This is a genomic window from Luteococcus sp. Sow4_B9 (genome assembly GCF_052116585.1).
GTDB lineage: Bacteria > Actinomycetota > Actinomycetes > Propionibacteriales > Propionibacteriaceae > Luteococcus.
Window position 1 is genome coordinate 1 of the sequence record NZ_JBQKKT010000022.1, and the last position, 26,322, is coordinate 26,322.

The 26,322-nt window shown below is 68.4% G+C and carries 26 protein-coding genes and 1 riboswitch; of the genes, 11 read left to right on the forward strand and 15 right to left on the reverse strand.

From position 1 onward, the window contains the following. On the reverse strand, positions 1-1,051 hold a 1,051-nt coding region (locus ACTQ49_RS12055), incomplete at its 3' end, for a phosphotransferase family protein (RefSeq protein WP_441828086.1). Between the two features lie 97 nt (positions 1,052-1,148). Here ACTQ49_RS12055 and ACTQ49_RS12060 point away from each other — a divergent pair. Beyond that, the gene (locus tag ACTQ49_RS12060) at positions 1,149-1,859 is read left to right on the forward strand and encodes a rhomboid family intramembrane serine protease (RefSeq protein WP_441828087.1); all 711 of its coding nucleotides are present in this window, start codon (positions 1,149-1,151) and stop codon (positions 1,857-1,859) included. A 24-nt stretch (positions 1,860-1,883) separates the two neighbouring features. Here ACTQ49_RS12060 and ACTQ49_RS12065 read toward each other — a convergent pair whose 3' ends face one another. After that, entirely contained in the window at positions 1,884-3,365 is a 1,482-nt protein-coding gene (locus tag ACTQ49_RS12065; RefSeq protein ID WP_441828088.1) for an MFS transporter, read from the reverse strand. 118 nt (positions 3,366-3,483) lie between these two features. Between ACTQ49_RS12065 and ACTQ49_RS12070 the strand changes: the two genes are divergently transcribed. Next, positions 3,484-4,056 (forward strand): hypothetical protein, encoded by a 573-nt coding sequence (locus tag ACTQ49_RS12070; RefSeq protein WP_441828089.1) that lies wholly within the window; start codon positions 3,484-3,486, stop codon positions 4,054-4,056. Between the two features lie 9 nt (positions 4,057-4,065). Here ACTQ49_RS12070 and ACTQ49_RS12075 read toward each other — a convergent pair whose 3' ends face one another. From ACTQ49_RS12075 to ACTQ49_RS12105, 7 genes are all read right to left on the reverse strand, one after another. Beyond that, a complete protein-coding gene (locus ACTQ49_RS12075) occupies positions 4,066-4,686 on the reverse strand; it encodes a nucleoside/nucleotide kinase family protein (RefSeq protein ID WP_441828090.1) in 621 nt (206 codons plus the stop codon). An 82-nt stretch (positions 4,687-4,768) separates the two neighbouring features. Continuing rightward, positions 4,769-5,344, reverse strand: coding sequence for a hypothetical protein (locus ACTQ49_RS12080; protein ID WP_441828091.1), 576 nt, complete (start codon positions 5,342-5,344; stop codon positions 4,769-4,771). A 260-nt stretch (positions 5,345-5,604) separates the two neighbouring features. Then, entirely contained in the window at positions 5,605-6,171 is a 567-nt protein-coding gene (locus ACTQ49_RS12085; RefSeq protein ID WP_441828092.1) for a cobalt ABC transporter, read from the reverse strand. Continuing rightward, positions 6,168-6,986 (reverse strand): energy-coupling factor transporter transmembrane component T family protein, encoded by an 819-nt coding sequence (locus tag ACTQ49_RS12090; RefSeq protein ID WP_441828093.1) that lies wholly within the window; start codon positions 6,984-6,986, stop codon positions 6,168-6,170. Before ACTQ49_RS12090 ends, ACTQ49_RS12085 begins: the two co-directional genes overlap by 4 nt. Continuing rightward, a complete protein-coding gene (locus ACTQ49_RS12095; protein WP_441828094.1) occupies positions 6,983-8,503 on the reverse strand; it encodes an ABC transporter ATP-binding protein in 1,521 nt (506 codons plus the stop codon). Before ACTQ49_RS12095 ends, ACTQ49_RS12090 begins: the two co-directional genes overlap by 4 nt. A gap of 15 nt (positions 8,504-8,518) precedes the next feature. Next, complete coding sequence (locus tag ACTQ49_RS12100; protein WP_441828095.1) at positions 8,519-9,127, reverse strand: ECF transporter S component; 609 nt, start codon at positions 9,125-9,127, stop codon at positions 8,519-8,521. 47 nt (positions 9,128-9,174) lie between these two features. Further along, positions 9,175-9,284, reverse strand: a riboswitch (TPP riboswitch). A 104-nt stretch (positions 9,285-9,388) separates the two neighbouring features. Further along, positions 9,389-10,264: an A/G-specific adenine glycosylase gene (locus ACTQ49_RS12105; RefSeq protein ID WP_441828096.1), complete on the reverse strand. Its 876-nt coding sequence runs from the start codon at positions 10,262-10,264 to the stop codon at positions 9,389-9,391. Positions 10,265-10,351: 87 nt separating this feature from the next. Between ACTQ49_RS12105 and ACTQ49_RS12110 the strand changes: the two genes are divergently transcribed. Next, a complete protein-coding gene (locus tag ACTQ49_RS12110; RefSeq protein ID WP_441828097.1) occupies positions 10,352-11,092 on the forward strand; it encodes a hypothetical protein in 741 nt (246 codons plus the stop codon). 7 nt (positions 11,093-11,099) lie between these two features. Here ACTQ49_RS12110 and ACTQ49_RS12115 read toward each other — a convergent pair whose 3' ends face one another. Together ACTQ49_RS12115 and mmsB are read right to left on the reverse strand one after the other, a co-directional pair. Then, positions 11,100-12,524, reverse strand: a complete 1,425-nt coding sequence (locus ACTQ49_RS12115) for a GntP family permease (protein WP_441828098.1) — start codon at positions 12,522-12,524, stop codon at positions 11,100-11,102. 30 nt (positions 12,525-12,554) lie between these two features. Then, complete coding sequence (mmsB, locus tag ACTQ49_RS12120; protein ID WP_441828099.1) at positions 12,555-13,586, reverse strand: 3-hydroxyisobutyrate dehydrogenase; 1,032 nt, start codon at positions 13,584-13,586, stop codon at positions 12,555-12,557. Here mmsB and ACTQ49_RS12125 point away from each other — a divergent pair. Further along, entirely contained in the window at positions 13,585-14,475 is an 891-nt protein-coding gene (locus tag ACTQ49_RS12125; RefSeq protein ID WP_441828100.1) for a LysR family transcriptional regulator, read from the forward strand. The genes mmsB and ACTQ49_RS12125 overlap by 2 nt on opposite strands. 25 nt (positions 14,476-14,500) lie before the next feature. Here ACTQ49_RS12125 and disA read toward each other — a convergent pair whose 3' ends face one another. Beyond that, the gene (disA, locus tag ACTQ49_RS12130; protein ID WP_441828101.1) at positions 14,501-15,580 is read right to left on the reverse strand and encodes a DNA integrity scanning diadenylate cyclase DisA; all 1,080 of its coding nucleotides are present in this window, start codon (positions 15,578-15,580) and stop codon (positions 14,501-14,503) included. Positions 15,581-15,747: 167 nt separating this feature from the next. On the opposite strand from disA, the gene hcp reads away from it, so the two are divergent. Both hcp and ACTQ49_RS12140 read left to right on the forward strand, forming a co-directional pair. Continuing rightward, entirely contained in the window at positions 15,748-17,448 is a 1,701-nt protein-coding gene (gene hcp / locus ACTQ49_RS12135) for a hydroxylamine reductase (RefSeq protein WP_441828102.1), read from the forward strand. Beyond that, entirely contained in the window at positions 17,445-18,503 is a 1,059-nt protein-coding gene (locus ACTQ49_RS12140; protein ID WP_441828103.1) for an FAD-binding oxidoreductase, read from the forward strand. The genes hcp and ACTQ49_RS12140 overlap by 4 nt, the downstream gene beginning before the upstream one ends. Before the next feature lie 172 nt (positions 18,504-18,675). On the opposite strand, the gene radA is transcribed toward ACTQ49_RS12140, so the two are convergent. From radA to ACTQ49_RS12155, 3 genes are all read right to left on the reverse strand, one after another. Further along, positions 18,676-20,070, reverse strand: a complete 1,395-nt coding sequence (gene radA / locus ACTQ49_RS12145) for a DNA repair protein RadA (protein WP_441828104.1) — start codon at positions 20,068-20,070, stop codon at positions 18,676-18,678. A 72-nt stretch (positions 20,071-20,142) separates the two neighbouring features. Beyond that, positions 20,143-20,781 carry a VOC family protein gene (locus ACTQ49_RS12150; protein ID WP_441828105.1) on the reverse strand — a complete coding sequence of 213 codons (639 nt, stop codon included), beginning with the start codon at positions 20,779-20,781 and terminating at the stop codon, positions 20,143-20,145. Between the two features lie 99 nt (positions 20,782-20,880). Then, the gene (locus ACTQ49_RS12155; protein WP_441828106.1) at positions 20,881-21,672 is read right to left on the reverse strand and encodes a hypothetical protein; all 792 of its coding nucleotides are present in this window, start codon (positions 21,670-21,672) and stop codon (positions 20,881-20,883) included. A gap of 105 nt (positions 21,673-21,777) precedes the next feature. Here ACTQ49_RS12155 and ACTQ49_RS12160 point away from each other — a divergent pair, with 105 nt between their 5' ends. The 5 genes from ACTQ49_RS12160 to proC are packed head-to-tail and all read left to right on the forward strand — an operon-like array spanning position 21,778 to position 26,320. Beyond that, the gene (locus ACTQ49_RS12160) at positions 21,778-22,647 is read left to right on the forward strand and encodes a sugar phosphate isomerase/epimerase family protein (RefSeq protein ID WP_441828107.1); all 870 of its coding nucleotides are present in this window, start codon (positions 21,778-21,780) and stop codon (positions 22,645-22,647) included. After that, on the forward strand, positions 22,640-23,602 hold the full coding sequence (locus ACTQ49_RS12165) for a proline dehydrogenase family protein (protein WP_441828108.1): 963 nt from the start codon (positions 22,640-22,642) through the stop codon (positions 23,600-23,602). The genes ACTQ49_RS12160 and ACTQ49_RS12165 overlap by 8 nt, the downstream gene beginning before the upstream one ends. Positions 23,603-23,658: 56 nt before the next feature. Beyond that, positions 23,659-24,423: a CPBP family intramembrane glutamic endopeptidase gene (locus ACTQ49_RS12170; protein ID WP_441828131.1), complete on the forward strand. Its 765-nt coding sequence runs from the start codon at positions 23,659-23,661 to the stop codon at positions 24,421-24,423. A gap of 54 nt (positions 24,424-24,477) precedes the next feature. Then, entirely contained in the window at positions 24,478-25,518 is a 1,041-nt protein-coding gene (locus ACTQ49_RS12175; protein ID WP_441828109.1) for an aspartate-semialdehyde dehydrogenase, read from the forward strand. Position 25,519: 1 nt separating this feature from the next. Continuing rightward, entirely contained in the window at positions 25,520-26,320 is an 801-nt protein-coding gene (proC, locus tag ACTQ49_RS12180; RefSeq protein ID WP_441828110.1) for a pyrroline-5-carboxylate reductase, read from the forward strand. Positions 26,321-26,322 lie beyond the last annotated feature (2 nt).

Genomic DNA, 26,322 nt, shown 5'->3' on the forward strand with positions numbered 1-26,322 from the left:
CCCCCCCCCCCCCCCCCCCGCCCCCCCCCCCCCCCCCCCCCCCCCCCCCCCCCCCCCCCCCCCCCCCCCCCCCCCCCCCCCCCCCCGCGTCCAGTTCCCGACGGGTCCGTTCGTGGACGGCTGGATCCCGGAGGCCCCGGCTGGTGGGAATGATGGCCCGCACCAGCCGCAGGAAGAGGTCGTAGACCAGCCGCCGGTCCCTTTCAGCGGGATCCAAGGGGCCGCGACCGTAGCCAGTGAGGAACTCGTCGGCGGGGCCCAGCGTGGGATCCGTGCATCCCGCAAAGATGGCCTCCATCAGGGGGTCGCCCCAGAAGGCACGCTCGTGGTCGATCAATCCGACAACCTCCCCATTCTCCACCACCACGTCACTGGGCCACAGATCCCATTCGCAGAAGACGGGCTCGGTGACGACGTCCAGGATCGAGCTGTGCTGCAGATAGAGGTGGTGGACTCGTTCGTAGGGCATGCCGAGGTCCACCCCGAGGCGTTGGCCATCGGCCAGGGCGTCCTCGAAGATGCCGCTGAACGCGTCCTGCCACGAATCGAGTGTGGGCTGGAGGAAGCGCCCGAAGCCGTCACCGCTGATGCTGTTCAGTTCACGATTGGCCGCCCCGACGCGTCGTTGGAGCCCGACGAGATCCTCGGCGGGCAGGTCTTCGGCCACATCGGCCAAGGTGGTCTCGCCCAGCCACGACATGGAGAACCATTCCGCATCGATGAGCTCGTGGCTGTCGTCGTGATGGTGCATCCCGGGGACCGGGACGGTGGTGTGCTCGGCAATGGTCAGCAGTGCCTCCACTTCCGCGCGCATCATGTCCACCTCATGGGTCAGCACGGGCATCTCAGGTGGCGGGGCCACCTTGACGACCACCCGCTGCCCATTGGCGAGCTCGGCGCGATACAGCGTATTGCCCCAGCCGTGCTGCAGCGGCGTCGCGAAGCCATCACCCCGGGGCGCCAGTTCGGTGCCGTAGGCGTGCCGGAGCATGCGACGCAGGGTCGCGTCATCGATGTGACGGGCGACGAATGGGCTGGCTGTACCGGGCACGTGCCTCCTTGGTGGTGGTGTTCGCAACACCCTAGCCGGGGGTGTGGGGTGCGTGACCCACAGCAATCTCTTGGGATGTCCTGTCTAGGGTGGCGGGGTGACCGTCCAGTGGCCTTCTGCCTCCCCCCAGCAGCAGCGCCCGCGCCGACCCCAGCTGGCCGTGGTGACCTACACCATCATCGCCCTGTGTGCCGCCGTGTGGCTGGCCGAGCTGACCCTGCCCGGCTTCTACGAGCAGGTGGCGCTGAGCGCCCATTTGGGGCAGACCCAGCCGTGGCGCTTGATAACCTCTGCCTTCGCCCACGCCCTGACCCCGATGCACATCCTGTTCAACATGTTCGCTCTGTGGTCGGTGGGCCGGTGGATGGAGCTGGCGCTGGGGCGCCCGCGGTTCGCGGCCCTGTACCTGCTGAGCGCGCTGGGCGGCAGCGTCGGCTACATCCTTCTGGCGATGCCCCCGACGGTCGCCAACCCGGTGGGGATCAACTGGTACAAGGGCGTGGTCGGCGCCTCGGGGGCGGTCTTCGGACTGTTCGGGGCACTGCTGCCGATGTACCGCCACGTTGGCGCCTCGTCGCGCTCGATGTGGGGCGTGCTGCTGATCAATGCCGTGATCTCCTTCACACTCCCGGGCATCGCCTGGCAGGCCCACCTGGGTGGCTTCCTGACCGGTCTGGTGACGGCGCAGCTGATGATGCGGGCGGTGCGCCAGACCCGTCGCGGACTGCCCAACCGCACCTGGCCGTGGATCGGCGTCGTGGCGGCTGTCCTGGTGTTGGCCCTGGTGGCCAAGTACGCGCTGGTGTGACCTCCTGGCGGGCCATCTCCCCGCTCAGTGCAGGCTGGTGCCGTTGCCGTTGATCTTGCGGTCTCGGATGGCAACGGCCGCCGCCGTGAGCAGGATCGCGCAGATCACGAGGTAGGCCGCCATGAATCCCGCCGTCGGCCCCTTGGCAGCCGTCACTCCGAAGTAGACCGCGGTGATCATGGCATTTCCGATCGCGGTGGCCGTTCGTTCCGCGGCGGACTTGACGCCACCAGCCGTGCCACCCGCATGGATCGGGACATTCTGCATCGTGAGGGTCTGGTTTGCGGAGCCGATGGCTCCCATCCCCAGGCCAAGGGTGCCGAGCGTGAGCAGGAGCCACCAGAAGCTGAGGCCGAACCGACCCACGGCCCACACGACGACGATGCTGGCCAGCAGGGAGGCCACCATCAGCAACAGGGAGCCGATGACGATCGGGCGCCCCATCCGCAGGGCCCGTCGCCCGGACCACATGGCAGCCCACGCTGAGGCCAGCGCATTGGGCAGGCCGATCAGACCGGCGGCGAAGGCGGAGGCGTGCAGTCCGGTCTGCAGGAACATGGCCACCGTGACGAAGATGGAGGTGGAACCCAGGAACTGGAAGGTGGAGGTCATCGTGCCGAGGGTGAAGGAGCTGTAGCGGAAGAGAGCCAGATCAACCATTGGCTCTCCGCCGCGACGCTTGTACCGGCCCTCCCAGCGCACCCAGATCAACAGCAGCACCAGTGCGGCGGGAAGCAACAGCCAGAAGCTGGGATTGCCCTTGAGGGTGAAGGGCATCATGATGCCCAGGATCGCACCCGTGAGCAGCAGGGCCCCTACTGGATCCAGATCGAGCTTCTTGCGCTCCGGCATCTTCACGTCGGCATTCCGGCTGGCGGCCCGGCGCGCTCTTTCGGTCTCGAAGGGGAGCCACCACAACGCCAGCACGATGCCGACGACGCCCATCGGCACGATCGCCAGGAAGGACCAGCGCCAGCCGGCAGCGGGCCCCAGCAGGCGGATGATGGTGCCGGCAAAGACGGGGCCGATGGCCACGGAGACGGAGACGACCATGCCGAACAGGCTGAACGCCTTGGCACGTCCCTGACCGCTGAAGTACTGCTGGATCATCCCCATCGTCTGGGGGTTGAACAGACCCGCACCGACGCCCTGGATGACACGGGCGAGGTTGAGCACCAGCGGGTCAGTGGCCAGACCGCAGGCCAGCGAACCCAGCGTGAACAGGGCCAGGCCGATGATGTGCAGCGTTCCGCGCCCCATCACATCGCCAAGCCGGCCTGCGGGGACGAGGCAGACGCCGAAGGCCAGTGCATAGCCGGACAGCACCCATTGCAGGTCCGTCGACGAGGCGCCGAGCCCCACACCGATGCTGGACAGGGCCACATTGATGGAGCTGATGGCGATCAGGCTCATGGACAACGGCACCAGCAGCACAGCCAGGATCTTGTAGCGATGGAAGGTGCGATCGGTTCCTGGGACGCTGATCAGATTGCGGTCTTGGCTCACGACGCAGTTCTACGGTGCTGGGGGACCGGAGGCAAACGGATGCACGAAGTTGACCTGTACCAGATGCGGAATGGCTTCGAGCTCCCCGCCGGACGGATCGCTCGCTAGGCTCATGGCCATGACGACGCGGCTGCTGGCCTGGGGGCTGCTCCTGGTGGTGCTCGACCCCCAGCTCAACGGCCTTGACCTGCTGCCCGACGTGATTGGTTGGGGGGTGGCCCTGGTTGCCCTCGTGGACATGGGGAGACGGAGTCCGACCTTCCTGTGGGCCCAGGTGGCCTGCAGTCTGGCTCTGGCCTGTTCCGGGCTGCGCCAGGCGCTGTACTTCAGCGAGGAGCCGATGGCCTGGGCGCGGGTGCTGGGTGAACTGGGTACGACGATGGCCTGGGTGGGCGTGGCCTGGCTGGTGCTCACCGGGCTGGCCGGCGAGGCCATCGCCCACGGCGATCCCACTACGGCCTATTGGCTTCGTCGGCTCGCGGTGCTCTCCCTGCTCTTCCTGCTGGTGGACCTGTCCTTTGGCGCTGGAGCATGGTTCGCTGACACTGGCCGCTCGGCAGCGCTGGTGACGGCTCGCCGCATCGTGGGGCTGTTGGCCTTGCCTGTGCACCTGTGGGCGGCGGGTCTGCTGTGGTGGATCGGCCGTCCTGGGCGGCTTGCCACCGATTCCGCAGCTCCCGCCGCGTGGTGAGCAACCGTCTCAGCGGCGGACCTGTGCGTCGGCCCGGTGGCCGGTGGCCTGCACCAGCTTCGCATTGACGCCATCGGTCCCGGTCAGCGCACGGGCCCGGGCAGTCTCCTCATCGCGGCCATGCTCGACGTGGCGACGGATGAGTTGCTGCACGCGCACCTGCTCGTCGGGTGCCACGAACCACACCTCGTCGCACAGTGCAGGGATCCGGGACCAGGGCGCCTGCGGCAGCAACAGGTAGTTGCCCTCGGTCACCACGAGCCGCGCGCTGGCCGGCACCTCCACGGCGCCCGCGATGGCATCCTCCACGTCGCGTCGGAATTCCGGTGCCCACACGGGGTCTGGTCCGTGCGCCCGGATGCGTTCCAGGAGGGCGACATAGCCGTGGGCGTCGAAGGTCTCCGGGGCACCCTTGGCCTCGGCTCGACCACGCTCAAGGAGCACGCTGTGTGCCAGGTGGAATCCGTCCATCCCCACCACAACGGTGCCGGGAATGGCACGACGGATCTCCTCGGCCAGGTGCGATTTGCCGGCCCCGGGGGCGCCGGCGATCCCCACGATGACTCGCCCGGAGCGGGCCTGTACCAACTGCCTGGCGCGGTGGATGGCGGAGAGTGCGTCCAGCTGCATGTCCCCGAGACTAGGGGTTCTGCGCGTCCGGGATGGACCGAGGGGGCTGACCTGGAAGGAGTCAGGAGCTGCTTCCAGTGGGTCAGCGGGCCACGGCCAGGGACTGCTTGAAGTCCTTCATGAAGACCTTGCACTTGTTCTTGGGAACGAGCTTCATGCCCTTGTGGTTCGGAGTGCCGTAGGTGCAGTTGACCACGGACTCGGCCAGACGCTCGCGGGGGGACTGCTTCCAGCGGGCCATCGAACCGTTGTAGTAGTAGCGGTCATTGATGGCGAAGTAGTTGCCCTTGGGGTTCTTGAGCCCCAGGTGCTTGTACAGCTTGGCGCGCTGGGCATTGCTCGTGCGGAACTCGACGTGGTGGGCCAGCTCGTGCACCGTGGCCTTCTCCACCTGCTTGGTGGTGGTGCGCTGGTTGTTGAAGTTCACCTGGATGGAACGCTTGGCGAGGTAGGCGGTTCCGGACGTGCCCGACTTCAGCTTGTCAGTGCAGACGCGCTTCACCTTGAGGCGAGTCCAGTTCATGCCACCGACCGTGTTCGACTTCACGATGCGGCACTTTGCGGCGTTCGGGGCGGCCTGGGCCTGACCCGGCGCCATCACTGCGAGACCGACTGCCATCACCAGGGCGACGGTCCAGCGAAGGAAGGACTTGATCATGTTGGGGGTCCTGACTACTCAATAGGTTCCCCCCCGAGGTCGCAGATCCCCATCTGCGTTGCGGCCGATCGGCGACCGCACAGGAAAGGTACGACAGCTTGGGGGGAGCGTGCACGTGGCCTTCAGGAGCGATCATGGTCTTTGCACTGGTTGGTTCACTTTCGCGGAGGTTGTGAATTGGTAACCAGTAAAGAAATTGCTGGCTTGAGTGGGCGCTAAAGCGGTGCAGCTTTAACAACTGAAGTTCGTCAAGCCCATCTTCAGGCTGGGTTAAGCGCCTCGTCAGGTTCTGCCGCCTGGACGGGGATGATGAAATCGGCCAGATCCCAAGGATGATTGCGATCCCAGTGGATCCGCTCCTGCCGGGCCCAGATCTCCCACCAGGGCGCATAGCTCTCGCCGTCACGGCCCAGTGCCCTGGCCCTGCGGTGGGGCTCGTCCAGCGCCAACCAGAGCCTCAGTCCCGCCAACGGTGCGGACTCCTGGGTCAGGGCACCGCAGCCCTCCACCACCAGGGGAAGGTCGGGATCCAAAGTCACCCATTCCCCCGGGCGATTCGCCACCCAGTCCCAGCGCCGGTAACCAGGGCTGACCGGACGGAGCATCGTCTCGTGCACGGCCCTCGAGCCGGCGGCGAGCCCGTGCCACCCGGGATAGCAGTCGTCCAGGCTGACCAGTTGGACCTGCTCGCCGCACAGCTCTTCCCAGCCATCGCGAAGGCTGCGGGCGAAGGTCGTCTTCCCGGCGCCGGAACCTCCGTCGACGAGGACCCTGCGCAGCGAACTCCGGGCGGAGGCGAGATCCCTCGCCAGCCGGTCGTGCGTCACTGCCACACGGTCCACAGGGTCCCCATCTGCCATGCAGCCCCGACGGCGGCAATCCCGATCAGGAGGCTGACCATCACGGCCACCACATCAGCCCAACCCACCGTCGACGGGCGGGCCCAGGTGCGCTGCACGGGGCCGCCAAAACCCTTCGCCTCCATGGCTGTCGCCAGCCTGGAGCCCCGACGGATGGCCAGCACGAGCAGGGAGAAACTCATCATCGCCCAACGGCGCAGGCGCCCTGCATCTCCCAGACCACGGGCGCGCCGCGCCTGCCCGAGTGAACGCCAGTCATCCATGAACAGCGCCAACATCCGGAAGCCGGCCAGGCTGCCCAGCACGAAGCGGGAGGGGAGCCGCAGGACCTGGGACAGACCGTCGGCCATCCGCGTCGCGTCGATGTCCGCGAACAGCATCACGGCGGGCAGGGCGAGCGCGAAGATGCGGATGAACAGGGCTACGGACAGCATCGCTGAATTGTCGCTGACCACGATCGGACCCCACTGCCACCAGATGCGGCCCCCGCTCTGGCCGTAGAGCAACATGCTCAGGGCGCTCAGCGGGGCGACGACGAACAGGGGCAGCAGGCGCCGCACCATGCGCAGCGGGGAGAAGCCGCAGGCGCTGAAGACCACCAGTTCCAACAGCAGCGCCACGCTGGCGCTGAGCCAGTCGAGCGTGATGATCAGTGGGATGCTGAGCAGCACGGCCAGCACCAGCCGCGTGGCGGGATTGATCCGGTCGAGGGTTGTCCGCCGCCGGACCGGTGGGGACGCGCCCGCGGGTCGTGTGCGCGCCGGGTCGGCGACGGCGGTCATGCGGCTGCTCCTGGCGTCGGGAGGGCCTGGAGCTCGATCCGGTGCTGACCCAGGGTCCGTACCAGGTCTGCGTCGTGGGTGATGCTGACCACGGACCGGCCCTCGCCCACCATGGAGCGAACCAGCTGCACCATGTCCAGCCATGTGTTGCGGTCCTGCCCAAAAGTGGGTTCGTCCAGGAAGATCACCCGCGGGCCTGTGGCCAGCACCGTGCCGACACTGAGACGACGCTTCTCGCCTCCCGAGAGGGTGAACGGGTTGGCCTCGCGGACGCGCTGCAGGTGCAGCAGGTGAAGCAGTTCCTCCACCCGCTCGTCGATCCTTGCCCCGGTCCAGTGGTCATCGTGGGCAGCCAGGGTCTGCAGTCCGAGCGCCAGCTCGGCACGCACCGAGTTGGTGACGAACTGGTGCTCGGGTTCCTGGAAGACGGTGCCGATCCTGGTCAGCAGCCTGCGCGACGGCCAGTTCACTGGGTTCGCGGGGTCCAGGGCCCGGCGTCGCCAACGGCCGCGGGTGATGGTGGCGGCCGGCCACAGGTCGCGACGGGCCACCACCCGGCCGTCCAGGGCAGGCAGCAGTCCGGCCAGGGTGAGGGCGAAGGTGGATTTGCCAGCGCCATTGGCGCCCGTGACCATCGTCGACCGGGCTGCGGGGATGGACAGCTCCAGGCCGTGCTGCACCGGATGGTCGGGGGAGTGGCCGATCACGAGCTCTTCGGTGTGCAGCACGGGCTCGGCCGAAGCGGCATCCGCCGTCTGCGGGACGGTGGCGATAGCTTCCGGCAGGCCGGTGCCCGGCACCCAGACGCCGGCGCTGAGCAACGCTTCGCGGTGATCCCGGAAGACCTCGTCAGGGGGGCCATCGGCCAGCAGCCCCCCGCCGGGGGAGAGCACCAGCACACGGTCCACCACGCTGGCCCACAGCTCCACTCGGTGCTCGACGACCACCAGGGTGGTGCCGTGCTCTCGGACCAGACGAGCGACCACGTCGCGGACCTCCCGGGCGCCTTCGGGATCCAGGTTGGCGGTGGGCTCATCCATCAGGAGCACCTTGGCCTGCATGGCGAGGGCTCCGGCGATCGCCAGGCGCTGCTTCTGGCCACCGGACAGGGCGGTGGTGGGCCGGTCCAGGCTGACATCCAGCCCAACGGCGTCCAGGGCCTCCCGGACCCGTCGCCAGATCTCGTCCCGGGGAACCCCCAGGTTCTCGGCGCCGAAGGCGACGTCGTCGCCCACGCGTGCCAGCACCACCTGCGATTCCGGGTCCTGCAGAACCAGCCCGACCTGGCCGCGGCACCGCGTCGGATGGCGGCCGTCCACCAGCAGCTGACCGGCCTCGGTGCCTTCCTCGGCGCCGCCCAGAACACCTGCCAGTGCGTGCAGCAGCGTGGACTTCCCGGCGCCGGAAGGCCCCAGCAGGAGGACTCGCTCACCCTGCTGGATCGTGAAGTCGGCACCGCGCACCGCCCACTCCTCGCGGCCGGCGTGCCGCCAGCCCCATTCGTGGGCGACGAGCATCGCTTCTGCTCCCGGTCAGCGCCGGTCGCGGCCCGCGGCGAAGCGGTCCAGGGCGCCAGCGCCGGCCAGCGCACGCATCAGCGCCCAGGCCAGCAGCCCGGCCAGCACGGCGCCGGAGACCACCAGGCAGATCAGGTAGGTGATGTTGAAGGTGGCGCTCATGGCGTGGTTGCCCAAGATGTACTCGTTGACCCAGGCGCCCACGGCGCCGCCGATCCCCGCGACCACGGCGATGAGGGGATTCCACTTGCGGTAGGCCATGACGGCGAAGACCAGCTCGGCACCCAAGCCTTGGGCGAAGCCGGAGTAGAGCGTGGTGATGCCCCACTTGTTGCCGGGCAGGACGGAGACGGTGGCGGCGAGCATCTCGACGAGCAGGGCGGCGCCCGGCTTGCGGATGATCAGGCCGCCGAGAGGCCCTCCCAGGAACCAGATGCCGGCGATCAGCCCGGCCAGGCCCGGCAGCACCGCGTCGATCGGTCCCCAGAAATTGGCGATGGTGTTGTTGTACGCCCAGAAGACCAGGCCGACGGCGACGCCCAGGACGGCTGCGACGACGATGTCGACGACGCGCCAGCCATTGCCTGCGGCGGGGCGGGTGAGGTCTTCGGTGATGGTGCTCATGCTGTGTGCCCTCCAGAGCGAATGGGCACGGGTGACAGCCGGCCCTCGGCTGCCGCTAGAGGCCTCCCTGCGCTGGCATGACCCAGATCAGGTTCGACGGTCGAAGGTTCTGCGCCTTCCTCTCAGCCCGGTGCTCCGGACTCCCGTGTGCTGCCGAACAACCTAGCAGGTGCGACCCCGGGGCGGGAGGGGGTGCCTGACAGATCTCGGCGGATGCGGGGAGATGGCCCGGGGGGCAGGGGCCGGTGATCACGGGGTGAATCACAGGGTGAGCAGCTCACCATCCCGACGGACCAACTCGTCGGCCAGCAATCCGGCCAGGCTGCGTTCGGCCTGCCCGCGGTCGGCCCAGGCGTCCAGCGCCAGCTCCACGGTGACGCCATCCGGGTTCTGCCGTACCAGGTCGAGCAGCACGCCGCGACACTGGCGGTCCGTCCCGTGCCAGGCCTGTCCGCGGCGGGGTGGGCCGTCGTGCTCCGGGTGTCCCAGGGCGCGCCAGGTGCACAGATCGCGCACGGGGCAGTCGTCGCAGCGGGGGTTGCGGGCGGTGCAGACCAGCGCCCCGAGTTCCATGGAGGCAGCCGCCCACAGGGCCGCCTGGGCCGGATCCTCGGGCAGCCAGTCCTCGGCCTCACGCCATTCGCGGGCAGTGGCGGAGACCGGTGGATACTGCTCACCCTTGTCCAGGCGGTGCAGGACGCGACGGATGTTGGTGTCGAGCACGACGGCCCGCCCGCCGAAGGCGAAGGAGAAGATTGCGGCGGCCGTGTACTGGCCCACTCCTGGCAGCGCCCGCAGCTCCTCCTGGGTGGCCGGCACCCGGCCTCCGTGCTGTTCGCTGATCACCGTCGCCGCGCGGTGCAGGCGCTGGGCGCGTCGGGGGTAGCCCAGCCGACCCCAGGCGGCCACCGCCGCGCCCGGCGGTTCGGCGGCCAGGTCGTCGGGCTCCGGCCAGCGGGTCATCCACTCCTGCCATGGCCCAAGGACGCGCTGCACGGGCGTCTGCTGCAGCATGAACTCGCTGACCATCACCCCCCACGGAGTGGTGCGCCGCCAGGGCAGGTCACGGCGGTGTTCCAGGAACCAGTCACAGACCCGTCGTACGGCCTCGCGCCGCTCGTCCCTCGTCGAATCCACCGCGCCAGCCTAGCCAGACGGGTCGACGGGTGGACAGGGGCGGCGTGTGGGCCTGCAAAGGAAAGCGGCGGCTCCTAACATCTAGACATGAACTCGCTGATTCGCCCCACTGGCCCGGAATCCGAGAACACGTACTGGGTGCGCCGCGCCATTGTCCTGGGCGCGGCGCTGGTCTCCCTGGCCCTCATCTGGTGGGCCCTGTCCGGGCTCTTCGGTGGCGGTGACGACGGTCCGGTTCAGGCCACCCCCCAGAACCCGACCTCCCTGGCAAGTGCGGGGATGAGTCCCTCGGCCAGCCCCAGTCCGTCGGCGAGCTCCAGCCCGGTAAGCAGCGAGAGCCCCGCCTCCTCCCGCTCGGCGAGCGTCAGCCCGGAGGCCAGCGCCAGCGCGAGCTCCACCCCGACACCCAGTGTGAGTTCCACGCCGAGCCCCAGCCCGTCGGTCACCACCTGCGCGGCGAACGCACTGGGGGTGACCGTCTCCGGCGAGCGAGTGCAGAAGACTGGTTCCGCTTCCAAGCTCGCCATCAGCGTCAAGAATTCCGGCCCCGACTGCATCCTGGATGCGCAGAGCACGCCGATCAGCCTCGTCGTGACCTCGGGCAGTGACCGGATCTGGACCACGGAACACTGCCCGGCATGGGCGCCCAAGGGTGGCGCCCGGATCGCATCCGGCGCGCAGTGGCAGACCTCGGCCACCTGGCCCGGCAAGCGCTCCGCCAAGGACTGCACGCTGCGGCCCGACGCGCTGAAGCCGGGCACCTACCGCGCCACGGTGCAGGTGGGTGGGGGAGCCAGCGCCACGCAGGTGATCACCCTGCGCGGCTGAGCCGGCCTCAGAAGGAACCGAAGGTGATGGCGATCGGGATCAGGGTGATCACCGTGAGCACCGGGATGACCAGGGTCACCATGAACACGTCCTGGTAGGACTCGCGGTGGGTGAGGCCACACACCAGCAGCAGAGTGATCACCGCTCCGTTGTGCGGCATGGAGTCCAGTCCGCCAGAGGCCATGGCCGTGATGCGGTGCATGGCCTCCAGGCTGACGCCCTGCTCAAGTGCCATTCGCTTCAGCTCGTCGCCCATCGCGTTCAGTGCAATGGTCATGCCCCCGGAGGCCGAGCCCGTGATGCCGCAGACCACGGACGTGGAGACGGCCGAGGCGATCAGCGCATGGCCACTCACGTTGATGATGCCGTCGCGGATGATCGCGAAGGCGGCCGCGCTGGCGATGACGGCGCCATAGCCCACCTCGGAGGCGGTGGACAGGATCGGGATGAAGGCATTGCTGACGCTCTTGCCCATGATCTCCCACAACAGCCCCAGGTGCTTGATGTTCAACAACAGCACGGAGAGCACCGCCGCGAGCATGGCCACCAGTGCTGACCAGACCGCGATCCGGTTGCCCAGCGTCGCACCCTTGTAGGGATCGTTCTCCAGGAAGGACCAGTCTCGTGCGGGCAGGATCCACAGTGTGCAGGCCAGGTTGACCAGGAACATCGCGGCCAGCGGGATGAAGGCCAGTGCGGGGTGGGCTGGGGTCAGGAGCGCCTCCGTGGATTCCCTGCTCACCTCGGAGTGCTCGTCGACGCGCTGGTCACCATCGCTGGTCTTCATACCGGCGAAGTGCTCGCCCCGGTTCGCCAACTGCCTGCGGCGAAAGGTGAGCCAGGCCAGCGAGCCGCCCAGCATCAGGGCGGCTCCGATCAGGCCGAGCCCGGGAGCGGCGAAGGCCGTGGTCTCGAAGGCGTTGCCGGGGATGATGTTCTGGATCTGCGGGCTGCCCGGCAGTGCCGTCATGGTGAAGGTCAGGCTGCCGACGGCGATGGCCGCGGGCATCAGTCGGCGCGGGATGTCCGCCGCGCGGAAGAGCTCCAGTGCCAGGGGGAACATCACGAAAACCACCACGAAGGTGGAGATTCCACCGTAGGTCAGCAGTCCGGAGGTCAGGGCGGTGGCCACCAATGCGTGGCGCGCGCCGAAGGTGCGGGCCAGCATTTCGGCAATGGCCTTGGCATAACCCGCTGCCGTCATCAGGGCGCCGAAGATGGCTCCGGTGGCGAACAGCGGGAAGTAGCTCTTCACGAAATTGCCCAAGGCCGGCATGAAGATCTCCGTGTAGCCGGCGAGAAGCGGCGCTCCCGACATGGCCATGGCGAAGAAGGCGCAGATGGGGGCGGCGATCACCACGGACACCCCGCGATAGGCGAGGGCGATGAGCACCACCAGAGAGACGATGATGCCGAGCAGGCCGAGGGTCATGTCAGGTCCATTCGTCCGAGCCTTGCGGGATCAAGCGTTCGAGGTGTCGTCGGACAGGGAACCGTCGATGGTGCGGACCAGGATGGAGCAGTCGCGCACCCCGTGGCCGGTTTCGCTCAATGCCGCCATGGACTCGGCGACGGCCTGGGCGTGCGGCAGGGGCGTTCCGGTGGCCTCGCCAGCTGCCAGGGCAAGCCCCAGGTCCTTCTTGATGAGGTCCACGGAGAAACCTCCCTGGAAGTCACGGTTCGAGGCAGCTGTGTCCACGACGCCCGGGATCGGGTACCAGGTGCGCAGGGCCCAGCTGTCGCCGGAGGAGACCTTGGCCAGTGCCTGGAACTGCTTCGCGTCGAGTCCGAGTCGTTCGGCCAGGACCGCACCCTCGCAGGTTCCGGCCAGTGCGATGCCCAACATCATGTTGTTCACGATCTTGGCGGCCTGGCCGAGGCCCGGGCGGCCCAGGTGGAAGATGGTCCCGGCCATCACGCCGATGACGTCGGCAATGTCCGCGGCCTCCTCCTCGGTGCTGCCCAGCATGAAGGTGAGGGTGCCGGCGTCGGCGCCGGAGACGCCTCCGGAAACCGGCGCGTCCAGGAAACGACGGCCGGTGGCGGTGACGAGCTCGTGATTGGCCACGGCGTCCGCGACATCAGTGGTGGAGCTGTCGACGAAGATCGCGTCGGACGGCGCGGTGTCGAGGACGCCGTCGGTCAGGACGCGACGGACCAACTGTCCGTTCGGCAGCATGGTGAAGACCAACTCCGCGTCGACAACGGCGTCGGCAGCGCTGGTGGCGGTGCGTACCCCCAATGCCTCGGCGCGGCCGCGGGCGTCCTCCGAGAGGTCGAAGCCGGTCACCTCATGTCCTGCGGCCACGAGTCGGCCGGCCATCGGCTCACCCATGTTCCCAAGTCCGATCCAAGCGATACGCATGTGCTCAACCCCTTCGTTGGCTGTTGGTCGCGAATGCTGGCTATCGTCGTTTCCGAGGCGGGGGATGGCAATGGCCAGTCTCGCACCGGGGTTGTGCAGGAATGCACAACTGGAGCAGGATGCGGACATGAGGGCCGACGACCTGGTGATTCTCCTCGAAGTGGCAAGGGCCGGAACCCTGAGCGGCGCAGCCCAGGCGCTGGGCGTGAACCACGCAACCGTGGCTCGTCGATTGCAGGGTCTGGAGCGCGACGTGGGTGCCGCGGTGCTGGCGAGTGGGCCGCGCGGCACCTATCTGACCGAACGCGGCCGATCGCTGCTCACCGCGGCCGAGCAGATCGAACGCTCCTTGGTGCAGGCGCGGGCCACGGCGTCGGGGGACGGCTCCCTGGTGGGCTTGGTCCGGGTGTCCGGGCCGGAGGCCTTCGCGGCGTGCTTCATTGCGCCGGCCGTCGCCGCCGTCCGGCGCCAACACCCCGGACTGCACGTGGAGATCACCGCCGCCACGCGCCCGCTGATCCAGGGAAATTCGGCCGACGTGGAGATCGGCCTGGCGCGTTCTGCTGCACGGCGTGACGGCATCGTGGAGCTGGGGGACTATTGCCTTGGCCTCTACGCCACGGCCGGGCACCTGGCCCGCTGTGGGGTTCCGTCCGGAATGGCCGACCTGGCCGAACACCCCTTGGTCTACTACATCGAAGGGCTCGTGAAGGTCGAGGACCTGGCCGATCTTCCACCCCACTCGGTGGCGATCGGCTCCACCAGCGTCTTCTGTCAGCTGGAGGCCACCCGGGCTGGCGCGGGGCTCGGGCTCCTGCCTCGATTCGTCGCCCAGCGGCATCCGGAGCTGGTGCCGGTGCTGCCTGAACTCGTCCGGCCACGGCTCACCTATGTCGCTTCGCTGGCGCCCGCAAAGTTGCGTCGTCCGGGCGCCCGCGAAGTCCTGGGGGCCATTCGCTCGGAGATGGCCTGTCGGGCCGGGGAATTGATGCCACCACTCGGTGGGGTGGTTGCCTGATTGGAGCCCCGAGGGCGGTCAGGGGTCAGTCCAGGCGGTCGTTGTAGGCGGATTCCGCCAGCCGGGCCAGTCCGTCGCGGACCAGCCGGGCTCGGCCCTCACCGACACCGTCCACGGCCAGCAGATCGGCAGTGCGGGCGCTGAACAGGTTCTGCAGGTTGCCGAAGTGCTCGACGAGTCGCCGGCCCAGACTGCTGGGAATCCGGTCCAGCTGGGCAATCTGGCGGTGGCCGCGGGGTTCCAGATGGGTCTCCAGGTGCATCTCGTCGGTGAAGCCCATCGTCGTGGCCACCGTGTGCGGCTCCAGCAACTCACCGGATGTGAGGGACTCCAGGGCGCCGACGCGGAATCCTCGCTCCAGCTCACCCTCCGGGCTGTAGTCCAGTTCCAGCAGTGTGGCCAGGTCGTCGACGCCGTGGGTGAGCTCGTGCAGCTGCATCTCCAGCAGGCGGCCGTCGACGCCCAGCGCTGCCACGTAGACGCGCATCTCACGGTCCAGGCGTCGGATCATCTCCACCCGCTGGGCCACCAGGGCAACGTCCTTGACCGTCACCTGGTCATGCACCTCCAGCGCTGACAGGGTGCGAGTGGTCTCCAGTAGGCGCTCCCGGTAGCGGGTGAGCGTGGCCAAGGCCTGGTTGGCACGCGAGAGGATGCGTTCGGAGGTCTCGATCGCGTGCCGCTGGCCGTCCATGAACAGGGCAATGGTGGACATCGACGCGGAGACGGTGACGACGGGCATGCCCGTCTGGCGGGAGATGCGGTCCGCGGTGCGGTGGCGGGTGCCGGTCTCGACGGTGGGCAGGTTCCCGTCGGGGACGAAGTGGACCCCGGCCGCGAGGATGCGCTCGAAGTCCGAGGAGACGACGATGCCGCCGTCCATCTTGGCGAGCTCACGCAGTGCGGTGGGGGTGTACTGCACGTCAAGGGCGAAACCACCGGTGGAGATCTGCTCGACGCGCGGGCTGTTCCCCAGCACCACGAGGGCGCCGGTGCGGCCGTGTTGGATGCGTTCGAGGCCCTCGCGCAGTGGTGTGCCGGGGGCGAGCAAGGCCTGGAATCTGCGGGTGCGGGCCTGGGCGTCGTGGGGGGAGTGAACGGCCATGGCCGCGATCCTAGTCACTCTGCTGGCCCGCACGTGGCGCGCCGGTGTCCGTGGTGGTGGTGAAGGCTCACCTTCCTTGACGGTGTGGAGAAAAAGCGTGAGAGTATTAACACGAGATATTCCATGAAATATCTTCGTGTGTTCTCGCCAGCGCCCACCCACCACTCATGGCGCTCGCGGCCTTCGACCAGATTGGGGTGACCATGTTCTGCTACCAGTGCGAACAGACCGACCGGAGTGACAACCTGCTGCTGGGCTGCCACTCGCTCAAGGGCAACTGCGGCAAGGACGACCGCACAGCGACCCTCCAGGACATCCTGGTGACCCTCTGCGAGGGCATCGGCCAGTACGCCGTCAAGCTGCGCGAGCTGGGGCGGGCCGACGAGTCCTACGCCCACAAGGCCTCCTACTGGGTCTTCACGACGCTCACCAATGTGAACTTCAACGCCACCAGCTTCCAGAAGATGATCGTCGAGGCAGCCGCACTGCGTGACGAGATGAAGCAGGCCTACGAGGCAGCCTGCGTCGAGGCAGGAGACGAGCCCGTCGAGCTGAGCGGTGCCGCCCAGTTCGTCCCCGCCACCGGCATGGCCGCGCTGCTGCGCCAGGCTCCCGAAGTGCGCGTCGACGCCAACATCGACGTGCTGGGAGCCGACGTCACCGGTGTGCGCAACCTGAACCTCTACGGCCTCAAGGGACTGTGCGCCTATGCGCACCACGCGCACGTGCTGGGCTATCGCACCGACGAGACCGACGCGGGCATCGAGAAGGCGCTGGCCTTCCTGGGGGACCCGGCCACGGACCTCGACACGCTGCTGGCCCACGCGCTGGAGATCGGCCAGCTCAACTTCAAGGTGATGGAGATGCTGGACGCCGCCAACACCGGCGTCTTCGGCACTCCCGTCCCCACCCAGGTGCGCGTGACCCCCGTCGAGGGCAAGGCGATCCTGGTGAGCGGTCACGACCTGGGCGACCTCGTCGGCATCCTCGAGGCCACCCAGGACACGGGCATCAATGTCTACACCCACGGTGAGATGCTGCCCGCGCACGGCTACCCGGGCCTGAAGAAGTACCCGCACCTGGCCGGGAACTTCGGCAGTGCCTGGCAGAACCAGCACGACGAGTTCGCCGCCTTCCCCGGTCCGATCGTGATGACGTCGAACTGCCTGATCGAACCCCAGCCCGCCTATCGCAACCGCATCTTCACCATGGGGCCGGTCGGCTGGCCCGGTGTGCGTCACCTGGAGCACAAGGACCTCGCGCTGGTGGTCAAGGCCGCGCAGGCCCTGCCCGGTTTCACCGTTACCGATCCCGAACGCACCATCACCGTCGGCTTCGGTCACGACTCCGTTCTGTCCCACGCGGACGCCATCGTCGAGGCCGTCAAGGCCGGCGACATCAGCCGCTTCCTGGTGATCGGTGGCTGCGACGGAGCCAAGCCCGGGCGCAACTACTACACCGAGATCGCCGAGAAGTCCGGCGACGACACCATCCTGCTGACCATGGGCTGCAACAAGTTCCGGGTCAACGGCAAGGATTACGGCACGGTGGCCGGCCTGCCGCGCCTGCTCGACGTGGGCCAGTGCAATGACTCCTTCACCGCCGTCAAGATCGCCCTGGCCCTCGCCGAGGCCTTCGACTGCGGCGTCAATGACCTGCCGCTGAGCCTGTTCATCAGTTGGTTCGAGCAGAAGGCCGCCGCCGTGCTGCTCACCCTGCTGGCCCTGGACATCAAGCACATCCGTCTGGGCCCGACGCTGCCGGCCTTCCTCACCCCGGCCGTCGTCGACGTTCTGGTGGAGAAGTTCGCGCTCAAGCCGCTGGGCGATCCCACCGAGGACCTCCAGCTGGCGATGGCGGGCGCATGAGTTGCCAGGTGCGGTTGGTCACCACCGACGGTGACGAACGCGTCGTGACGGCCGAGGCAGGCCAGTCCGTGGTGGAGGCCGCCAAACAGGCCGACATCATCCTGCCCTCGCTGTGCGGGAAGGGAACCTGTGGTACCTGCGTGGCGCAGGTCACCGCGGGTGAGTACACGCTGCGCCCCTTCGAGGACGACGCGCTGGGATCCAGCGCCCCGGAGGGGTCGGCCCTGATGTGCTGCGCCGAGCCCACCAGCGACCTGGACGTGGTGCTGCCCTTTGACTCGTCGCGGCTGATCGAGCAGGCCCCCGCTGAGCGCGAGGCCGTCATCACCAGCATTGAGCGGCTCACTGCGCACATCGTGAAGCTCACGATGACCCTGGTGGAGGACGAGGTGACCGGATCGGCCGCCGAGTTCGAGGCGGGGCAGTACATGCAGCTGCGGGTTCCGGGACGGGCAGACCTGCGGGCGTATTCGATGAGCAATGTCTCCAACTGGGACGGCACGCTCGAGTTCCTCATCCACATCCGGGAGGGTGGCCTGTTCTCCACCTATCTGGACCAGCAGGCCCGCGAGGGTGACGTGCTGGAGCTGGTGGGGCCACAAGGCACCTTCGGGCTGGAGGAGAACGGAATGCGGCCGCGCTGGTTCATCGGCGGTGGCTGCGGCCTGGCGCCGCTGCTCAGCATGCTGCGTCGGATGGCCGAGTGGGGCGACCCACAGGAGACCCGACTGGTGCTGGGCGTCAACACCGCCGCCGACCTCTTTGGCGCTGACGAGATCGGCGAACTGGTTGACCAGATGCCGGAGCTGTCCGTCACGGTCGCTGTCTGGCATCCCGACGGCGACGTCACCGCCCAGGATGAGCGGTTCGAGTACGTGGAGGGCTCCGCCGTCGACGTTCTCCGCAACGGTCTGGGCAGTATCGACGACGAGGAGCAGGTGCCCGACATCTACGTGTGCGGCCCGCCCGGGATGGTGACGGCGTTGGAAGAGGTCACCACCACCGCCGGCGTCGCCCCGGAACGCGTGCACACCGAACGGATCAGTGCCAACTGATCCCACCAGAACCCCTGCTGGTCGCAGCAGGACTCATCGATCGGCCCGCCACCGCCACAGTGGCGGGCCGGTTGGGTTCCCAGGGGCGCTTGGGTTCCCAGGGCCTTTGGTTTCTCCGGGCCTTTGGGTTCTCGGGGCGCTGGGGTTTGGCGCTGGTCGGCCCCCCCGAGTGTCAGCCCCGCGGCTGACGCTTCAGCCCCAGCACCGCCAGGGCCTCGACCACATTGGCCACCTCCACCACCTTCAGGCCACCCAGATTCGGCACCTTCTGCGTGGTGTCTCGCGACCTGGCCGGGACGATGGCCAGCTCGAATCCCAGCCGACCGGCCTCCTGCAGGCGACGTTCCAGGCCCGGGGTGCGGCGCAGATCACCGGCCAGGCCCACCTCGCCGACCGCGAGCACCCGCTTGGGGAAGTTGACCCCGAGCTGACCGGAAGCCACCGCCACCGCGATCGCCAGGTCAGCACAGGGATCGGCCACCTTGGCCCCGCCGACGGTGGCGACGTAGACATCCTTGGAGGACAGGCCGATGCGGGCCTTCGTCTCCAGCACCGCCAGGATCATCGCCACCCGGGAGCTCTCCACACCATTGGTGGTGCGGCGGGGATTCTTCTCGTTCGGAGACGGCGCCACCAGCGCCTGCACCTCTGCCAGCAGCGGTCGGCGACCCTCCATGGTCACCGTGACGCAAGTGCCAGGGACCGGCTCCTCGTGATGGGTGGTGAACAGCCCCGACGGGTCCGGCACCTCCACGATGCCCTTCTCGCTCATCTCGAAACAGCCCACTTCGTCTGCGGGGCCGAACCTGTTCTTGGCCGCGCGCACCATGCGGAAGCCGGAGTGGCGATCGCCCTCGAAGTTCAGCACCACGTCCACCAGGTGCTCCATGGTACGGGGACCCGCGATGTTGCCGTCCTTGGTGACATGGCCGACGATCACCACGGCCATCCCGCGGCGCTTGGCCACCCGGACCAGGGCAGCGGTCACCTCACGCACCTGGCTGACTCCGCCCGGTGCGCCATCGGCCTGGGCCGTCCCGACCGTCTGCACGGAGTCGAGCACCAGCAGGCTGGGTTCCACCTCCTCGATGTGGCCCAGCACGGTGCCCAGGTCATTCTCCGCCGCCAGGAAGAGCTCGTCGGCCAAGGCATTCGTCCGCCCCGCCCGCAGCCGTACCTGCGCCGCGGACTCCTCACCGGTGACGTACAGGGTGCGCTCACCGCTGGCTGCCCACTTGGCCGCGACCTCCAGCAGCAGGGTCGACTTGCCGACCCCCGGCTCACCGGCCAACAGGGCCACCACACCGGGCACCAGACCCCCACCCAGGACCCGGTCCAGCTCGCCGATGCCGGTCAACCGTCGCGTGGTGGTGTTCAAGGGAACCTGGCCGATGGGAACCGCCTTCGCGACCGGCACCTGCGAGGTGACCTCGGCAAGTTTGGGCGCGCCTCGTTCCGCCACGCTGCCCCAGGCCTGGCACTCGCCGCACTTGCCCACCCAGCGCACCGAGGTCCAGCCGCACTCGGTGCAGACCCACGCATCTTCCTTCGTCTTTGCCACGTGCATGACCCTAGGGGAGGGCTCCGACAAAAAATCGGCGCGGCCCGTTGGGCCGCGCCGATCAGGGGTCTCGGTGGGTCAGATCCGCACGATGCCCTTGTTCGGGGTGTCGAAGGTCACCACGTCGATGCCCGGCTGGCCATTGGGGGCGGTGAAGTTGAGCTTCACGCCGTCGAACTCGTCGCCCAGCTCGATGCCCATCCAGTCCTCGATCCGGGGACGCGAGCCGGCGATGTCCATGCCCACCACATCAATGTCACCATTCAGCGCGGCCGGCAGCACCGAGTGCTCCGACTCCCACTTGAGGAAGTAGGGCAGTTGGGGATCGGCCATCAGCCCCTTGATGCCGATCTGCTTCCACTCCAGCAGGCGGCCATCGGGGAAGTGGCGCGAACCCTCCACCGCGGAGCGGTCCAGACGCTTCTCGTAGGGGGCCAGGTCATCGACGGAGACCACCCAGCCCAACCAGCCGCCGCCCATTTCGGTGCGAGCGCGCACGGCCTGGCCGAAGAGCGCCTTGTCGGCTGCGGGGTGCTCCAGCACCTCGACGACCTCCAGGTAACGATCGTCGGCCAGCGGGAGGATGTGATTGCGGGTGCCGAACCGCGGGTGGAACCCGCCATCCTTGAACTCCGCTCCGAGCAGCTCACCGAGCCGCTCCGCCTCCGCCTTGAGGCCGTTGGGTCCAGCTGCGAACACGAGATGGTCGACATGCATGACCACATTCTGTACGGCGCAGCCCTCGATCACGAAACCGGGGGCTTCAAACGACGCTGACCAGCGCAAATGATCACAACAGCCGGTGAGGTGGGTTCATCACCCACGCGTGGCCGGCGGGCTGGCAGGGTGCCGGGAGGGGCCCGTCGACAGGTGTTCCTCCGCAAGCCGACAGAGTTCCTCGTACGCGGGCAAGCCCATCAGCTCCACCAGCTCGTCGCGCGACGAGAGGTAGAGCGGCTGGTTGCCCACGTGGGCCTCGGGATTCGACGTGCAGTACCAGTCCAGGTCGGCTCCGCCGGCACCCCAGCCATCGCGGGTGTACTCGCCGATGGTGATCTCCAGCCACGGACTTCCGTCCGCGTGCTCCATGTGCCGATAGGTCCGGCGCAGCGGCAGCTGCCAGCACACGTCGGGCTTGGTGGTGATGTGGCTGATCCCCTCGCGCATGGCCAGTCCGTGGAGGGCGCATCCCTGCCCGCCGGGGAAATCGGGGCGGTTGGCGAAGACACAGACGCCATCCAGCACCCGCGTCTTGCGGCCGGGCAGGGCATCCTCGTCGTCCTCGTCCGGCTCATGGTCGGGGTCGTCGATGGCCCAGTCGTCCTTGGCGCGGTCGTGGTTCTGCCAGGTCTCGGGGGTCAGGCGCGCGACGTGGTCCGCCACCCGCTCCTCGTCGGCCGGTTCGCTGAAGTGGGCGCCCAGCACGCAGCAGCCGTCGTCGGGCCGCGCCGAGTGGATTCCCCGACACCCGGCGCCAAAGGTGCAGGTGTAGTTGGACGTCAGCCACGTCAGGTCACAGCGCAGCAGCTGCTGCGGGTCGGCAGGGTCCCAGAACTCCACCCAGGTGCGGGGGAATGGGCGCTTGATCTCGACATCGACGGGGCTCACGGCGGCACCCTACCGGCCGAGTGCGAATGCCTCGGGGACGAGTGCGACGAATGTCCCGGGACCGGACTGCGGGCGACTGTCAGCGGCAGGGGCTAGTTTGGACTCGTGGAAGCCAGCAGCGAAGGTATCAAGCCCCCCGCGGGGACCAGCCCGGCCAAGGTCGGCCTGTCCACCAGCTCGGTCTATCCCGAGTCCACCGCCTCCGGTTTCGAGGTGGCAGCCGCCCTCGGGTGGGACGGCGTGGAGGTGATGGTGGGCATCGATCCGATCGCCGCGGACATCGACCGGGTGGAGGCCCTGCGTGACTACCACCAGGTGCCGGTGCTCTCCATCCATGCCCCGACGCTGCTGGTGACCCAGGCCACGTGGGGCACCGACCCCTGGGAGAAGCTGGAGCGTTCTGCCGAGGCTGCGGTGCGACTGGGGGCCGATGTGGTGGTGGTCCACCCGCCCTTCCGGTGGCAGGCGAACTATGCGCGGACCTTCGTGGAGGGGATCCGGCGTCTGAACCAGCAGACCGGCGTCACCTTCGCCGTCGAGAACATGTATCCGTGGCGGACCCCGGGAACGCCCTTCCAGGCCTATGTTCCCAGCTGGGATCCCACGGAGATGGGCTATGAGCACTTGACGCTGGACCTCTCCCATGCCAGCACCGCCAAGAAGCGCTCCCTCGACTACGTGGAGGAGTGGGGGCCGCGGCTGCGGCATGTCCACATCACCGACGGCGGCGGGTCCCTCAAGGACGAGCACCTGCTGCCGGGGGAGGGTGACCAGGAGGCCTTCGAGGTGCTGCACCGTCTGGCCGGGCGTGCCTTCGCGGGGCACGTGGTGCTGGAGGTCAACACGCGCAAGGCCGGTTCACGGGCCGAACGTGAGGAGATCCTGGCGAAGTGCCTGGCCGATCTGCGTTTCCATCTGGGGCAAACCGATGGCATGCGCCGATCCGGTGCGCAGGACGGGGTGGGCGATGAGTGATCGGGAGTACACCCGACCCTTCGGAACGTGGAGTGCGCTGCTCAAGAGGGCCGGGGAATCGGAGCGAACCCGGCGACTGGTGACGGGCACCCCCGCGGCGCGGGAAGTGGCCCGCCGCTTCGTCGCGGCCGAGACCACCGACGCGGCGCTGGACCTGGTGGCCGCCAACCGGGACAAGGGGCTGTTGTCCACCGTGGAGCTGCTCCTGCCCGCGGCCACGGATGTCGATACCGCGCGCGGCGCTGCCCGTGCCCAGTCCGACGTGCTGGCTCGGGTGGGCGAACTGGGGCTGGGCCCGCAGGTGGAGCTGACCGTTGCCCCCGCCACCCTGGGACAGGGGATTGTCCGGGACGGCCACCAGATCAGCACGGATCTGCTCGACGAGGTGTGCCGCGCAGCTGACAATGCCGGGGCCCGGGTGACCCTGGACCTGGCCGACCACACCACCACGGACGACACCTTCGCCACGTTCACCGAACTGCATCAGGACCACCCGCAGCTGGGTGTGACCGTGCAGGCGCAGTTGCGGCGCAGCCTGGCGGACAGCCGCTGGCTGTCGGGAATCCCGGCGCGCGTCCGGCTCTGCAAGGGGGCCTATTCGGAGCCGCGCTCGATCAGCTACGACGACCACGACGACATCGCGGAGAACTACCTCTCCTGTCTGAACCTGCTGATGGCGGGGCGCGGCTATCCGATGGTCGCCACCCACGATCCCGATCTGGTGCAGGCCGCCGATGACCTGGCCTTCGTCCACAACCGTCGCTCGAGTGACTACGAGATCCAGATGTACCACGGGGTCCGCCCCTGGGAGCACCGGCGTCTGGCGGACACTGGCCACGCCGTGCGCGTGCACCTGCCGGTGGGGGAGGACTGGTACGCCTACTTCGCCCAGCGAATCTCGGAGCGGCCCGCCAATGTGATGCCGCTGCTGCGGGCGCTGGTGACGCGTCGGTGAACCGAACCTCCGGCCGGGCGACGGGGGCGCCGGACCCGTCCGGACGGGCCAGCGGACTGCCGCGGCCGCTGCGCCAACTTCTCCTGCTCGAGGTGCTCCTCCTTCTGGGCGTCTGTCTGGGGCGCTCGGCCATCTACTCGATCCTGCGCATCATCGAGCGGATGACCCGGCCGGAACCCCTGGGGCAGCAGTCGAGCAGCCTGAACCAGGCCGCGACGCGAGATCGGGCCTGGCTCAACGCCCTCTTCCAGCTGGCCGACGTCGCCTTCCTCGCCGTGCCAGCCGGCCTGGCCCTCTACCTGCTGCACTCGGTGGCGCAACCCCGCCTGGGAGCGGTCCGGGCGGCCGGGCTGCAGCTCGACCGGTGGCGGTCAGACCTGGCCTGGGGATTCGGCATCTTTGCCGCCGTGGGCATTCCCGGGCTCGCGCTCTACATCGGTGCCAAGGAGCTGGGCCTCAACACCACCGTCCAGGCGGCGGGGCTGGGCACCGACTGGTGGGTGGTGCCGCTGCTGGTGGCATCGGCCGCTGGCAACGCGGTGCTGGAGGAGGTGGTGATGATCGGCTACCTGTTCACCCGCCTGGACCAGGCGCGGTGGCGGCCCTGGCTGGTGCTGGTGACCGCTGCGCTGGTGCGGGGCAGTTATCACCTCTACCAGGGCTTCGGGGGCTTCGTCGGCAACCTCGTGATGGGCCTGGGCTTCGGGCTGTGGTTCCGCCGCACGGGCCGCCTCTGGCCGTTGGTCCTGGCGCACTTCCTGCTCGATGTGGCCAGTTTCGTGGGGTACGCCTTCCTCGCGGGGCGAGTCTCCTGGCTCTGAGTCGTCCGGTGGGACGAACCCTTGCGCCACCGTGACAGCCCGTAGGGTTGCCCCATGCGCGTAGGAGTTTTTGGAGCCACTGGCCAGGTGGGCAGCGTCATGCTGACCCTTCTCGAGGATCGCAATTTCCCCGTCGACGAGCTCAGGCTGTTCGCCTCGGCTCGTTCGGCTGGCAAGACGATCCCCTTCAAGGGCAAGGATGTGGTGGTTGAGGACACCGAGACCGCCGACTTCTCCGGGTTGGACATCGCCCTGTTCAGCAACGGTGGCTCCACCTCGAGGCGGATCGCACCCAAGGTGGCTGCCGCCGGTGCCATCGTCGTCGACAACTCGTCGGCCTGGCGTCTGGATCCCGAGGTTCCCCTGGTGGTCAGCGAGGTGAACCCCGACGACGCCAAGAACCCGCCCAAGGGCATCATCGCCAATCCCAACTGCACCACGATGGCCGCCATGCCGGTCCTCAAGCCGCTGCACGATGCGGCCGGCCTCCAGCGGCTGGTCGTTGCGACCTACCAGGCCATCTCCGGCTCCGGCGGCGATGCGGTGGTCAATGCCGAACGTCAGTTCCGCGTCGGCGTGGAGTCCGGCAAGCTCGACGAGCTGCGCCTGGACGGGCAGTGCATCGACTTCGGTGATCCGGCTCCCTATGTCAAGCCGATCGCCTACAACGTGCTGCCGATCGCCGGTGGACTCGTGGATGACGGCACTGGAGAGACCGACGAGGAGCAGAAGCTGCGCAATGAGTCGCGCAAGATCCTGCACCTGCCCGAGCTGCTGGTGGCCGGCACCTGCGTGCGCGTTCCCGTGCTCAGTGGTCATTCACTGGTGGTGCATGCGGAGTTCGAGAAGGACATCACCCCCGAGCAGGCCGCGGAGATCCTGAGCCGGGCGCCGGGCGTCGAGCTGATGGACGTGCCCACGCCGCAGGATGCTGCCGGCAAGGACCCGTCCTATGTGGGCCGAATCCGCCGCGACCAGTCGGCGCCCGAGGGCAAGGGTCTGGTCCTCTTCCTCAGCAATGACAACTTGCGCAAGGGTGCCGCCCTGAACGCGGTCCAGGTGGCTGAGGTCGTCGCCGCAAACCTCAAGGGCTGAGATGCGCATCGCGCTGGTGGGCGTTGGAAAGATGGGCGAGGCCGTGCTCTCGGGCCTTGTCCGGGCAGGCGGTCATGACCTGGTGGTGGTGAATCGGCGTGCCGAGCGCGACGCCGAGCTGGTGGAACGCCATGGCGTCACGGCGGCACCGCTGGCCGAGGCCCTGGCGGGCGCCGACGTGGTGGTGGTGGCCGTCAAGCCGAAGGACATTCCTGCCATGCTGCACCGCGTGGCCTCGGCGCTGGAGCCCCATGCCGTGGTGGTCAGCCTGGCCGCCGGGGTGTCGCTGCAGACCATGCAGCATCACCTGCCCGATGGTGCGGCTGTGGTGCGGGTGATGCCCAACACCCCGTCGTTGGTGGGGCAAGGGATGAGTGCCGCCTCGCCAGGCCCCTTCGTGGACGAGGAACAGCTCGCTCGTGTTCGGGAAGTGCTGTCCGCCTGCGGACAGGTGGTCGTCGTGCCGGAGGACCAACAGGATGCTGTCACCGCGGTCTCCGGTTCCGGACCGGCCTATGTCTTTGCCGTGGCGGAGGCCATGATCGAGGCAGGCGTGCAGCTGGGCCTGCCCCGGGATCTGGCCACGACGCTGGCCAGCCAGACCATCCTGGGGGCCGGCACCATGCTGGTCGAGTCCGGGACGCACCCCAGCATCCTGCGAGAAAATGTCACCTCCCCAGGAGGGACCACGGCCCGGGCATTGGCGGTGCTGGACCAGCGGGCGGTTCGGGCCGCCTTCGCTGAGGCAATGCAGGCCTGTCACGACCGATCGCGGGAGATGGGCCACCCAGAACCGAAGTGAGC